The organism is Pseudomonas sp. B13(2017), assembly GCF_002113245.1.
GTDB lineage: Bacteria > Pseudomonadota > Gammaproteobacteria > Pseudomonadales > Pseudomonadaceae > Aquipseudomonas > Aquipseudomonas putida_Z.
In genome coordinates this window covers 16,870-28,999 of sequence record NZ_NEJX01000034.1, presented here as the reverse complement: position 1 = coordinate 28,999, position 12,130 = coordinate 16,870, and the positions used below count along the sequence as shown (strand labels likewise).

Sequence of the window (12,130 nt, the reverse complement as noted above, 5' to 3'; positions counted from 1 at the left end):
CCTCGCGCCGGTCTTGCTCCCGGGAGTACGCGCTGCAGGCCCCATCCATGGGGCCTCAGCGCTTGACGGGCATCCATGCCCGTCACCTCCCTCCGCAAGACCTGCGTTCGGCCTCCTGAAGTCGCGAAGATCAAGATCAAAAGCAAGATCAAAAGCCAGAGCAAGATCAAAAGCTCAGCACGAGCCTCGAGTGGGCGGCCCGTCACGTAAGCAAAAAAAACCCGGGTTCTGGGGGGGGAATCCGGGTTAAGACCATTAGGAGTAAAACAAAGGTACGCGGTCCCTGAGCACCTTTATCGGCGCGCCACTTGGGGGGGATGCGCCGCGCCAACACTTCAAGTATTGGTCAGCTTTGGCGCAGTGCCAGTGCATATTGATCGTTTTTTAAACAGATTTGGAATACGCCAACGTTTCATTCCTCCCGCAGCGCATGGCCGTAAGCATCATGAAACACAGACATGCTTGGATGATCCGTGCAATTTCCCGCAAGTTAGGCATAATAAACCGCTTCGATTGTCATCCAGTCCTTCCTATGCAGAAAGAACCTCGTAAGGTCCGTGAGTTTCGCCGTCGCGAACAGGAAATCCTCGACACCGCGCTCAAACTGTTTCTCGAACAGGGTGAAGACAGCGTCACCGTCGAGATGATCGCTGACGCCGTGGGCATCGGCAAAGGCACGATCTACAAGCACTTCAAGTCCAAGGCGGAGATCTACCTGCGCCTGATGCTCGACTACGAGCGCGACCTGAACGCGCTGTTGCATTCGGCCGACGTCGATCGCGACAAGGAAGCCCTGTCGCGAGCCTACTTCGAGTTCCGCATGCGCGATCCGCAGCGTTACCGGCTGTTCGACCGCCTGGAAGAAAAGGTGGTCAAGGGCAACCAGGTACCGGAAATGGTCGAACAGTTGCACAGCATCCGTGCCTCCAACTTCGACCGCCTGACCCAGCTGATCAAGGGCCGTATCAGCGAAGGCAAGCTCGAAGACGTGCCGCCGTATTTCCATTATTGCGCCGCCTGGGCGCTGGTGCACGGCGCCGTGGCGCTGTACCACTCGCCGTTCTGGAGCAATGTGCTGGAGGACCAGGAAGGCTTCTTCCAGTTCCTGATGGACATTGGCGTGCGCATGGGCAACAAGCGCAAGCGCGACCCGGAACCTTCCAACTGAGATAGTGCAGGCTTTCCCTGAAGCCTGCCAGTCAGCGTTATTGGGGCCGCTTTGCGGCCATCGCAGGCAAGCCAGCTCCCACATTTACAGCGCAGATCTCAAGTGTTGCGCGATCCTGTGGGAGCTGGCTTGCCTGCGATGGGCTGCGCAGCAGCCCCATGACTGACATGCCTGCTTCCACAACAGCACGGCGACACCGACAGCGGCAAAAAGGATAGGGCTTGCAAAAACCTGATTTATGAGTCAGGTTTTGCCAGCCCCCATCATCCATGCCGGAGTCATTCATGATCGTCGATCGTCAAGGCAGGCGTTTTCGCAACCTGCGCGTCAGCCTGACGGCTGCCTGTAATTATGCCTGCACCTACTGTGTGCCAGACGGCAAGCGCCTGGTGGCAGCACAGGACGAACTGCCGGCGGATGCCCTGGCCCGTGGTGTGGCCTACCTGATCGAAGCCGCCGGCATCGAACGCTTGCGCATCACCGGTGGTGAGCCATTGGTCAGTCCGCGGCTGGATGCCTTCCTGGCCGCCGTGGCCAAGCTCGACCTTGACGATATCTCGCTGACTACCAATGGCCAGCTGCTGACGCGCAAGTTGCCCCAGTTGCAGGCGGCAGGTATCCGCCGATTGAACGTTTCCCTCGACACCCTCAACCCACATGCTTTCCGCCATATCGCCCGGGGCGGCGACCTGGCCAGCGTGCTGGCGGGTATGCAGCAGGCCAGCGCCATGGGCATGCAGATCAAGGTGAACATGGTGCCGATGCGCGGGCACAACCTCGATCAGGTGCTGCCGCTGCTGGATTACTGCCTTGAGCGCGGCTTCGAACTGCGCTTCATCGAGCTCATGCGCATGGGCCACCTGGCCCGTGACCACAACGCCTTCCTGCAGCAGTTCGTCGGCCTCGATCAACTGCTCGCACTGATCGCTGGCAAGCATGCCTACGTTCAGGTCGACGCGCCGCTGGATGCCACCGCCTTGCGTTATCAGGTACCCGGCAAGGGCCACTTTGGCGTGATCGCCAACGAAAGCGTACCGTTCTGCCGCACCTGTTCGCGGCTGCGCCTGTCCTCCACGGGCTGGCTGCACGGTTGCCTGTCGTCAGGCAATCGCCATTTCGTCGGCGATCTGCTGGAAAAACCGCGGCATCAGGCGCTGCCAGCCCTGCAGCGCTTGCTGGTCAAGGCCCTGGCAGACAAGCAGGACCTGGCGTTTTCCGGCGATGTGATGGTGATGAAGGTGATCGGTGGCTGAAGCTGGCGCAAAAGCTGCATCCGCCGGCTATTCGCCGGTTTTTCGTCGCCGGCCACTGGAGGAAAGATGCGTAGCCTGGTTTTGCTGCTGGCGCTGATGGCGCTGGGCGGTTGCATGAATGTCAGCGATATGGGCGAGGGCGTCCGTTACCACATGAGCGATGCCGGTCTGCTGGACCATAGCGATACCCGGCGCACCCTGTCGATCCGCCTGCAGCCCGATTCGTTCATCTTCATCGGCCAGGGCGCGTTCGTGCCCCCGGGCAAGGGGCCGGTGCCGCGGCAGAACGCGGTGGCCGAGCAGGCCTACAAGAGCTTCGTCGAGTATTTCCCGCTGGTACGCCGTGCCCAAGGGCCACTGGGCCTGGAAGAGGCCATCGCCCAGGCGCGTTCGGTGGGTGCCGACTACGTGCTGTACACCCGCTTCGCCCGGACCGACGACCGTATCGGCAATGGCGACGAGTGGTATGACGAACAAGCGGTCGACCGCCTGGGCTGGGACACCGGCGTGGTGCAGATGATGCTCATCGAAACCAGCACCCGCTACCTGATCGACACTGCGCGTATCAAGAGCCGTGGCGGTTTGTTGACGTTCCACGATAAAACCCCGGAGGATTTGCTTGGCGCGCCGATGCGCGAGTACGCTCGTAGCCTTCTGGGTGTGAGTGAATGAGGCAAGCGTGATGAGCGATTCCGGCAAGGCCAATGATCTTCTGGCGCAGATTCCCAAGGCCAAGGGCCTGCCGCCGGTGCATCTGTGGAACCCGGATTTCTGCGGTGACATCGACATGCGCATCGCCCGTGATGGCACCTGGTACTACCTGGGTACGCCGATCGGTCGCAAGCCGATGGTGCGGCTGTTTTCCACCATCATCCGCCGCGATGGCGATGACTACTTCCTGATTACCCCGGTAGAGAAGGTGGGCATCCGCGTCGACGATGCGCCGTTCGTGGCCGTGGCGCTGGACGTGGAAGGTGAGGGTGAGCAGCAGGTGCTGCGCTTCACCAGCAATGTCGAGGACCAGGTCGAAGCCGGGCCGGCCAACCCGCTGCGCGTGGTGATCGACCCGGTCACGCAGGAGCCATCGCCGTATGTGCTGATGCGCAGCAACCTCGAGGCGCTGATTCATCGCAATGTGTTCTACCAGTTGGTGGAGCTGGCGGTGCCGCGTGAGATCGACGGGGAAGAGTGGCTTGGGGTCTGGAGCCACGGTGAGTTTTATCCGATCGGGCGTAGCAGCTGAGATATCTGGTGCCTGCACCGGCCTTTTCGCGGGCTCGCCCGCTCCCACAGGGTTTTCTACAGGCTTCAAGGGTGTGGGAGCGGGCAAGCCCGCGAAGAGGCCGGCACAGGCAATAATCGGCCTCTTGGTTTTTCCCCGAATTGGTCATTTGTCTCTCTGCCCCACAGGCCTAACCTGCAGGCAATTGCCATCCAGGAGAAGCCCCCCATGAAACCCTTCAGTATCATCCTTTTCGCCCTGCTCGCCGCTCAAACCCCTGCCTGGGCGCACGGCGACGCTGCCGACCAGGTCAAGGTCCTGCAGCAGCAACAACCCTCGAACGCCCCCGGCAAGAGCGCTGTGATGCTCACCGTCAGCTACGCCCCCGGCCAGGCATCACCCGCGCATCAGCACCCGGGCGCAGTGATGGCCTACGTGCTGGAAGGGGCAGTGGTATCGAAGCTCGATAACGAGCCGGAGAAAACCTACAAGGCCGGTGAATACTGGTACGAAGCCCCGGGTACCGTGCACAGCGTGTCACGCAACGCCAGTCAGAAGCAGTCAGCCAAGTTGCTGGTCTGGAGCCTGGTGGATGAAGGCAGTGCGGTCACATTGCCCTATCCGGCAGCAGGCTCGGAGCGCTGAGCCTGCCGCAGCCGGGTTGTCACTTCCTGCATCAGGTTCGGGTCCAGTACCTGGCAAGGCGCGACCTGTGCGTTGCTGGTGTAGAACGGCGGCAGATTTTGCGCCAGTCGAGCAACGTCCTTGGCAGTGCAGCCTGTTGGCAGCAACACATATTGCAGGCTGGAGGGGAAGGACGGCGCGGTGTACCGTTCCAGGGTGGAGCCATAGGCGCCAAGGGTCATGACCGCCTCGCTGCCGGCCGGGTCCGGAAAACGGAGCAGGACGAATGTGCAGTAACGGGGGTGGGTGAGATGCTGGTGTGCTTCGTCGCGGACCTGTGGGTCGTCATGGTTCATCAGGTTCCAGCGTAACGCGGCGTAGCTGCGAGTGGTCTCCATGAACGCAGTGCGAATGGGGGAGCGCGTTTCGTCACCGCCCAGGCAGGCCAGCAGATTGCCGAATGGGTCCAGCAAGGCTACGGCGTTGCACGTATCTGCCGCGAGCGCTGTGTCGACCAATGGCTCGGCCAGTTCGATGCCGGGCAGGCGAGGGTCTGCACTTTTGATGCGCAGGCTCCATGGGCTCAAGCCCGCCAGGGCCTGGCGTACCAAGCTCCGGCTGGGTAGGGCGATCGGGTCTTTCAGGGCAGAGGGCGGCAGGCCGGCGTTGCTGCTTTCGTCGTGCACGTGGTTCACGCTGGCTTCGAACAACGAACGGGTAAGGCACATCGTTGCGGCATCGATGCGTTCGCCGGCGTAGATCGGCCCTTGCGCCGGCCCGACATAGTCGCGATCAAAAGGGCTGCCGACAGCATAGTAGCCCCACGTGGCTTGCGCGCGCAGACGAAGTGCGGCCGGCAGGCCGGGGAATTCGAAGCGGCCGTCATGATTGATGCCGGCAAAGGTGTCGAGCGCACTTACCGCAACATTGAAGCCGGCAGTCAGCAAGGCACCTGCGCACATGGCGCAGGGGTCGAGCGTGGTGATGACGGTCAGTTCATGCGCGGGGGGTAGGGCAAGGCGCTGCTGGTTGTCGAAATACCAGTCGACCAGCCGGCGCTCACCATGCCCCGTTGGGTCGTGAAGCCTGAATGCGGGTTGCGCCTGGCTGGCAGAGGGCTCCAGCACGCGGTTGTGCAGGGCGACCAGTACCTTGCCAGTGGCATTTTCTATGATGCAGCCACCCACGGCGAACGTTGCTTGTCGGCTAGCCAGGAGGGCCTGGTTGGCGGCGATTGCTACCGCTTGCTGAGCGTTCTGGGTGAAATCGTTGGCTTTCATGCTTGCCTGTGCTCGTCGAGGGATCTCGGACGATACAGCAGCCGTGCGCTGGCATGAGGGGATAAGTGCAACAAAAAACCTCCAGTGCTTGCGCATCTGGAGGTTTTCAATGTTTGGCTCCGCGACCTGGACTCGAACCAGGGACCCAATGATTAACAGTCATTTGCTCTACCGACTGAGCTATCGCGGAATCTGTGCGTATCTTACTGATTGCCTAGGGGAAGTCAAGCCACCCCTAGGCAAAACAATGAGTTACAGCACCTGCACGATAGCTTTGGTCACCACGTGGATGTTGCTCTGGTTCAGCGCGGCCACGGCGATGCGGCCGGTGTCCAGCGCATAGATGCCGAACTCGTTCTTCAGGCGGGCGACCTGTTCGACGGTCAGGCCCGAGTACGAGAACATGCCAACCTGGCGGCCAACGAAGCTGAAGTCGCGGTTGGCGCCATATTCGGCCAGCAGCGAAACCATCTGCTTGCGCATGCCGTGGATGCGCTCGCGCATTTCGGCCAGCTCGGTTTCCCACATCTGGCGCAGTTCGGCGCTGTTCAGCACGGTGGCAACGATGGTTGCACCGTGGGTCGGCGGGTTGGAGTAGGTGGTGCGGATCACGCGCTTGACCTGCGACAGCACGCGGGTGCTCTCGTCCTTGGAGGCGGTGACGATCGACAGCGCACCGACGCGCTCGCCGTACAGCGAGAACGACTTGGAGAACGAGCTGGACACGAAGAACTCCAGGCCCGACTCGGCGAACAGGCGCACGGCGAAGGCGTCTTCGGCGATACCGTCACCGAAGCCCTGGTAGGCCATGTCGAGGAACGGCACGTGGCCCTTGGCCTTGACCACTTCCAGGACGTTTTTCCAGTCGTCCAGGCTCAGGTCGACGCCAGTCGGGTTGTGGCAGCAGGCGTGCAGCACCACGATCGAGCCGGACGGCAGGTTGTTCAGGTCTTCGAGCATGCCGGCGCGGTTGACGTCGTTGGTCGGCGCGTCGTAGTAGCGGTAGTTCTGCACCGGGAAGCCGGCCGATTCGAACAGCGCGCGGTGGTTTTCCCAGCTCGGGTCGCTGATGGCAACCACGGCGTCAGGCGACACACGCTTGAGGAAGTCGGCACCAATCTTCAGCGCGCCGGTACCGCCAACGGCCTGCACGGTAACCACGCGGCCGGCGGCCAGCAGTGGCGACTCGGCGCCGAACAGCAGCTTTTGTACAGCCTGGTCGTAGGTGGCGATGCCGTCGATCGGCAGGTAGCCGCGCGAGGCGTGCTGGGCGGCACGCTGGGTCTCGGCTTCGATCACGGCGCGCAGCAGCGGAATGCGGCCTTCCTCATTGCAGTACACGCCCACGCCCAGATTGACCTTGTCGGTACGTGGGTCGGCGTTGAATGCTTCGTTGAGGCCCAGAATAGGGTCGCGGGGTGCCAGCTCGACAGCGGAAAACAGGCTCATTGTTACCTTGGCTCTGATTGGAGTGTGATAGGACGTACACGCTCCAGCCCGAATGCACTGAAGCGGTGCACAAACGGGGAGTCAGTATAGTGATACCGACCGGTCACCGCGACAGTCCGGCATCGCTTTTCCGGTCATTTGCGCAAATATTTTTCGACCATTGGTCTAATTGCCGGGTCCACCGTAACAAGCGCTCACAGCTGTGCCTTGAAAGCGCCCCCCGGCGGGCGCATTTGGGTATAGACTACTGGCTAAATTTACAGTTGCTGCAACACCGCGAGGTCCGTCATGTCCGAGTTCCAGCTCGTCACCCGTTTCCAGCCGGCCGGCGACCAGCCCGAGGCCATTCGCCAGATGGTCGAAGGCATCGAGGCGGGGCTGTCGCACCAGACGCTGCTCGGGGTGACCGGCTCGGGCAAGACCTTCAGCATCGCCAACGTCATTCAGCAGGTGCAGCGCCCGACTCTGGTGCTGGCGCCGAACAAGACCCTGGCCGCGCAGCTGTATGGCGAATTCAAGGCGTTTTTCCCCAACAATGCGGTGGAGTACTTCGTTTCCTACTACGACTACTACCAGCCTGAAGCCTACGTACCGTCGTCCGACACCTTCATCGAGAAGGACGCTTCGATCAACGACCACATCGAGCAGATGCGCCTGTCGGCGACCAAGGCGCTGCTGGAGCGGCGTGACGCGATCATCGTCACCACCGTGTCGTGCATCTACGGCCTGGGCAGCCCCGAGACCTACCTGAAAATGGTCCTGCACGTGGACCGCGGCGACAAGCTCGACCAGCGCGCGCTGCTGCGCCGCCTGGCCGACCTGCAATACACCCGCAACGAGATGGACTTTGCCCGCGCCACCTTCCGCGTGCGCGGCGATGTGATCGACATCTTCCCGGCCGAATCGGACCTCGAGGCCATCCGCATCGAACTGTTCGATGACGAGGTGGAGAACATCGCCGCCTTCGACCCGCTGACTGGCGAGGTCTTCCGCAAGCTGCCGCGTTTCACCTTCTACCCCAAGAGCCACTACGTCACCCCGCGGGAAACCCTGCTGGAGGCGGTGGAAGGCATCAAGGAAGAGCTCAAGGACCGCCTGGAGTACCTGCAGAAGGCCAACAAGCTGGTCGAGGCCCAGCGCCTGGAGCAACGCACCCGCTTCGATCTGGAGATGATCCTGGAGCTGGGCTACTGCAACGGCATCGAGAACTACTCGCGCTACCTGTCCGGGCGCCCGGCCGGGGCGCCGCCGCCCACCCTGTATGACTACCTGCCGCCCGATGCGCTGCTGGTGATCGATGAATCCCACGTCAGCGTTCCGCAGGTCGGCGCCATGTACAAGGGCGACCGCTCGCGCAAGGAAACCCTGGTCGAGTACGGCTTCCGCCTGCCTTCGGCGCTGGACAACCGGCCGATGCGTTTTGACGAGTGGGAAGATGTCAGCCCGCAGACCATCTTCGTGTCGGCCACCCCGGGCCCCTACGAGGGCGAGCACGCCGGGCGCGTGGTGGAGCAGGTGGTGCGCCCCACCGGCCTGGTCGACCCACAGGTGGAAGTACGCCCGGCGCTTACCCAGGTGGATGACCTGCTGTCGGAAATCCGCAAGCGCGTGGCACAGGGCGAGCGGGTGCTGGCCACCACGCTGACCAAGCGCATGGCCGAAGACCTCACCGACTACCTGGCCGACCACGACGTGCGGGTGCGTTACCTGCACTCGGACATCGACACCGTCGAGCGGGTGGAGATCATCCGCGACCTGCGCCTGGGTACCTTCGACGTGCTGGTGGGCATCAACCTGCTGCGTGAGGGCCTGGACATGCCCGAGGTGTCGCTGGTGGCGATCCTCGATGCCGACAAGGAAGGTTTCCTGCGCTCCGAGCGCTCACTGATCCAGACCATCGGCCGTGCTGCGCGTAACCTCAATGGCCGGGCCATCCTGTATGCCGACAACATCACCGGTTCCATGCAGCGCGCCATCGACGAGACCGAGCGTCGTCGCGAGAAGCAGATCGCATTCAACCTGGCCAATGGCATCGTGCCCAAAGGTGTGGTCAAGGACATCACCGATATCATGGAAGGCGCCACCGTGCCCGGCGCGCGCAGCAAGAAGCGCAAGGGCATGGCCAAGGCAGCGGAGGAGAGCGCCCGTTACGAGGCCGAGCTGCGCACGCCGGGCGAGATCACCAAGCGCATCAAGCAGCTGGAAGAGAAGATGATGCAGTTCGCCCGCGACCTGGAGTTCGAGGCCGCGGCGCAATTGCGCGACGAGATTGCCCAACTGCGCGAGCGGTTGATTACCAGCTGAAGCCTGGCGCGGGCCTTGTGGGAGCGGGCGTGCCCGCGAAGAATTCAACGCGTTGGCTGGCACCGGCTGCGCCGGTGTTCGCGGGCGCGCCCGCTCCCACAGGGACCGCATACTGTCTGAAGTAGCCTCAATGTGCTTCTCCCGCCTTCAGCCCCTCCGGCAACTTGCGGGTCAACAACACCGCCACCATGCTCACCGCCAACCCGATCCCCACAAAGTGGAACGCATCGTTATAGGCCATGATCAACGCCTGCTGGTGAGTGATCTCGCTCAACTTGCCCAGCGCCGCATTGTCATTGCCCAGCCGCTCCGCCAGTTGCGCCAACCGCTCCGCCACCTGCGGGTTGCTCGGCACCACCGCCTCCCTCAGGTAATCGAAATACACCTTGGTCCGTGCATCCAGCAGCGTGGCCAGCAGCGCAATGCCGATCGCACCGCCCAGGTTACGCAGGATATTGAACAGGCTCGACGCCGAACCCGCATCCTGCGGCTGTATATACGCCGTGGCGATCAGCGAAATGGTCACCATGATCATTGGCTGGCCGATGGCACGGATGATCTGGATCTGGTTGAACTGCGGCCCTGCAAAGTCCGGGTTGAGCACCCCCGAGCCGAAACTGGCGGCGCCGAACAGGCAGAACCCCAGGGCACACAACACCTTGGGCGACACCACTTTCATCAGTTGCGGCACCAACGGGATCAGGAACAGCTGCGGGATACCCATCCACATGATCACCTCGCCAATCTGCAAGGCGTTGTAGCCCTGCACCTGAGCCAGGTACAGCGGCAGCAGGTAGATCGACCCGTACAAGCCCACCCCCATGCCCAGGCTGGCGATGCTCGACAGGCCAAAGTTGCGGTTGCCGAGGATGCGCAGGTTGATCAGCGGGTGTGGCTTGGAAAACTGCAGAATCACGAAGGTGATCAGGCTGACCAGGGCGATGCTGCCCAGGCCGACGATCAGCTGCGACTCCAGCCAGTCCTTGCGGTGGCCTTCCTCCAGGAACACCTGCAGGCAGCCAAGCCCCAGGCCCAGGGTGACGATGCCGGCGTAATCGGTGCTTTTCAGCAGTTCCCAGTGCGCGTCCTTCTTTTCCAGCCCGTACAGCAGGCCGGCGATCATCACCAGGCCCGGCGGGATATTGATGTAGAAAATGTATTCCCAACCCCAGTTCTCGGTCAGCCAGCCGCCCAGGGTAGGGCCGATGGAGGGGGCGAAGGTGGCGGTCATGGCGAACATGGCCATGCCCTTGGCGCGGTGGTGTTCGGGCAGCTTGATCAGGGTCAGGGTGAAGGCCAGCGGGATCAGCGCACCGCCGGTAAAACCCTGCAGGGCGCGGAACAGGATCATGCTCTCGAGGTTCCAGGCCATCGAGCACAACAGCGACGACAACAGGAAACCGCCGGATACCCACACCGCCAGGCGCCGCGCCGACAGCAGCTGCACCAGCCAGGCGGTGAGCGGGATCATGATGATCTCCGCGACCAGGTAAGAGGTGGAAATCCACGAGCCTTCCTCCAGCGTCGCCGACAGCGCGCCCTGGATGTCCTTGAGCGACGAGTTGGTGATCTGGATGTCCAGCACCGCCATGAAGGCGCCAAGCATCACGCTCATTACCGCGATCCAGTCGCGCCGGGTCGGCTCGGCGGTGGGCCTGAGCAACTGGTCACCGGCCATTGCGGCCTTCGTCTTCGCTGCGCAGGTCGACGGTGGCGGTCACCGACATGCCAGGGCGGATGCGCCCGTGCAGTGGGTTGTCGGCGCGGAAGGTCAGCTTGACCGGGATGCGCTGCACCACCTTGGTGAAGTTGCCGGTGGCGTTGTCGGGCGGCAGCAGGCTGAACTGCGCGCCGGAGGCGGCGAACAGGCTGTCGACCCGGCCTTCGATCGGTGTGTCGGGGTAGCTGTCGAACAGCAGTTCGGCACGTTGGCCGGGCTGCATGCGGCCGATCTGGGTTTCCTTGAAGTTGGCCTGCACCCAGATGTCTTCGTCCGGCACGATCGACAGCAGGTAGGCACCGGCCTGTACCACCTGGCCATCGCGCGCGTTGCGCTGGCCGATGCTGCCGCTGATCGGTGCGCGGATTTCGCAGCGGGTCAGGTTCAGTTCGGCCTGGGCCAGGTCGGCGCGGGCGTTGGCGATCTGCGCGTCGAGGCGCTTGAGCTCGGCGGTCAGCGCATTGACCTGCTGGCGCTGGCTTTGCAGGTCGGCACGGGCCTTGTCGACCTGCGAGCCGGCGACATGGCTGTCCGCGGACAGTGTGGTGACCCGCTCTTCCGATACGAAACCTGGCTTGCGCAACTTCTCGGCGCGGCTCAGGTCCAGGCGCGAGCGGTCGAAGGTGGCCTGGTTGGCCGCCACCTGGGCCTGGCCGGCGGCGATCAGGCTGGCTTGCTGGGTCAGGCGGCTTTGCGCCTGCACCTGTTCGGCTTCGCGGGTGGCCAGGGCGGCGCGGGCGCGTTGCACGGCCAGTTCGAAGTCGGCGGCCTCCAGGCGCACCAGCAGGTCGCCTTTCCTGACGTGCTGGTTGTCCTCGACCCGCACCTCGTCGATGCGTGCGCCCAACTGGCTGGAAATGCGGGTGATCTCGCCCTGTACGTAGGCGTTGTCGGTGCTTTCGTAGAAGCGGCCCTTGAAGTACCAGTGGCCCAGGAAGGCGAGGGCGATGACGGCCACCAAAGTGAAGAAGACCAGCAGGCGGCGTTTGAGTTGGGCAGGCATGAGGACTATCGTTCCAGAAATGTAAATAAATTTAACAGCGGCACATGGCCGGTCGACAAGTGACGTTCGCGCCATTGCTGGAGCCCGGTGCCTGCCTCCTGCTAACA

The 12,130-nt window shown here is 62.8% G+C and carries 10 protein-coding genes and 1 tRNA gene; 6 read left to right on the top strand and 5 right to left on the bottom strand.

The genetic code is table 11. From position 1 onward, the window contains the following. The first annotated feature begins 532 nt into the window (after window positions 1-532). From CAG44_RS26615 to CAG44_RS26595, 5 genes are all read left to right on the top strand, one after another. Complete coding sequence (locus tag CAG44_RS26615; RefSeq protein ID WP_003260720.1) at window positions 533-1,168, top strand: TetR/AcrR family transcriptional regulator; 636 nt, start codon at window positions 533-535, stop codon at window positions 1,166-1,168. A gap of 284 nt (window positions 1,169-1,452) precedes the next feature. Then, the gene (locus CAG44_RS26610) at window positions 1,453-2,421 is read left to right on the top strand and encodes a GTP 3',8-cyclase MoaA (RefSeq protein ID WP_085693408.1); all 969 of its coding nucleotides are present in this window, start codon (window positions 1,453-1,455) and stop codon (window positions 2,419-2,421) included. 66 nt (window positions 2,422-2,487) lie between these two features. Then, a complete protein-coding gene (locus CAG44_RS26605; protein WP_013971585.1) occupies window positions 2,488-3,093 on the top strand; it encodes a DUF4823 domain-containing protein in 606 nt (201 codons plus the stop codon). Window positions 3,094-3,103: 10 nt separating this feature from the next. Continuing rightward, complete coding sequence (locus tag CAG44_RS26600) at window positions 3,104-3,664, top strand: DUF1285 domain-containing protein (protein ID WP_023661447.1); 561 nt, start codon at window positions 3,104-3,106, stop codon at window positions 3,662-3,664. A gap of 207 nt (window positions 3,665-3,871) precedes the next feature. Next, complete coding sequence (locus CAG44_RS26595) at window positions 3,872-4,288, top strand: cupin domain-containing protein (protein WP_085693406.1); 417 nt, start codon at window positions 3,872-3,874, stop codon at window positions 4,286-4,288. On the opposite strand, the gene CAG44_RS26590 is transcribed toward CAG44_RS26595, so the two are convergent. The 3 genes from CAG44_RS26590 to CAG44_RS26580 all read right to left on the bottom strand — a co-directional run bounded on the left by CAG44_RS26590 (window position 4,261) and on the right by CAG44_RS26580 (window position 6,996). After that, window positions 4,261-5,547, bottom strand: coding sequence for a cytosine deaminase (locus tag CAG44_RS26590; protein ID WP_085693404.1), 1,287 nt, complete (start codon window positions 5,545-5,547; stop codon window positions 4,261-4,263). The two genes, CAG44_RS26595 and CAG44_RS26590, sit on opposite strands and share 28 nt — an antisense overlap. Window positions 5,548-5,661: 114 nt before the next feature. Beyond that, window positions 5,662-5,737 (bottom strand) — tRNA-Asn (locus CAG44_RS26585). A gap of 62 nt (window positions 5,738-5,799) precedes the next feature. Next, complete coding sequence (locus CAG44_RS26580) at window positions 5,800-6,996, bottom strand: amino acid aminotransferase (RefSeq protein ID WP_085618187.1); 1,197 nt, start codon at window positions 6,994-6,996, stop codon at window positions 5,800-5,802. A 288-nt stretch (window positions 6,997-7,284) separates the two neighbouring features. On the opposite strand from CAG44_RS26580, the gene uvrB reads away from it, so the two are divergent. Next, the gene (uvrB, locus tag CAG44_RS26575; RefSeq protein ID WP_075044143.1) at window positions 7,285-9,300 is read left to right on the top strand and encodes an excinuclease ABC subunit UvrB; all 2,016 of its coding nucleotides are present in this window, start codon (window positions 7,285-7,287) and stop codon (window positions 9,298-9,300) included. A gap of 127 nt (window positions 9,301-9,427) precedes the next feature. Here uvrB and CAG44_RS26565 read toward each other — a convergent pair whose 3' ends face one another. Together CAG44_RS26565 and CAG44_RS26560 are read right to left on the bottom strand one after the other, a co-directional pair. Further along, window positions 9,428-10,978: an MDR family MFS transporter gene (locus CAG44_RS26565; protein WP_085593306.1), complete on the bottom strand. Its 1,551-nt coding sequence runs from the start codon at window positions 10,976-10,978 to the stop codon at window positions 9,428-9,430. Further along, window positions 10,968-12,023, bottom strand: a complete 1,056-nt coding sequence (locus tag CAG44_RS26560) for an HlyD family secretion protein (RefSeq protein WP_085593304.1) — start codon at window positions 12,021-12,023, stop codon at window positions 10,968-10,970. The genes CAG44_RS26565 and CAG44_RS26560 overlap by 11 nt, the downstream gene beginning before the upstream one ends. Between the last annotated feature and the right edge of the window lie 107 nt (window positions 12,024-12,130).

Excerpts from the sequence above, each read along its gene's own strand:
- CAG44_RS26615 (WP_003260720.1), top strand. The coding sequence starts at position 533 with ATGCAGAAAGAACCTCGTAAGGTCCGTGAGTTTCGCCGTCGCGAACAG.
- CAG44_RS26610 (WP_085693408.1), top strand. The coding sequence starts at position 1,453 with ATGATCGTCGATCGTCAAGGCAGGCGTTTTCGCAACCTGCGCGTCAGC.
- CAG44_RS26605 (WP_013971585.1), top strand. The coding sequence starts at position 2,488 with ATGCGTAGCCTGGTTTTGCTGCTGGCGCTGATGGCGCTGGGCGGTTGC.
- CAG44_RS26600 (WP_023661447.1), top strand. The coding sequence starts at position 3,104 with ATGAGCGATTCCGGCAAGGCCAATGATCTTCTGGCGCAGATTCCCAAG.
- CAG44_RS26595 (WP_085693406.1), top strand. The coding sequence starts at position 3,872 with ATGAAACCCTTCAGTATCATCCTTTTCGCCCTGCTCGCCGCTCAAACC.
- CAG44_RS26590 (WP_085693404.1), bottom strand. The coding sequence starts at position 5,547 with ATGAAAGCCAACGATTTCACCCAGAACGCTCAGCAAGCGGTAGCAATC.
- CAG44_RS26580 (WP_085618187.1), bottom strand. The coding sequence starts at position 6,996 with ATGAGCCTGTTTTCCGCTGTCGAGCTGGCACCCCGCGACCCTATTCTG.
- uvrB (WP_075044143.1), top strand. The coding sequence starts at position 7,285 with ATGTCCGAGTTCCAGCTCGTCACCCGTTTCCAGCCGGCCGGCGACCAG.
- CAG44_RS26565 (WP_085593306.1), bottom strand. The coding sequence starts at position 10,978 with ATGGCCGGTGACCAGTTGCTCAGGCCCACCGCCGAGCCGACCCGGCGC.
- CAG44_RS26560 (WP_085593304.1), bottom strand. The coding sequence starts at position 12,023 with ATGCCTGCCCAACTCAAACGCCGCCTGCTGGTCTTCTTCACTTTGGTG.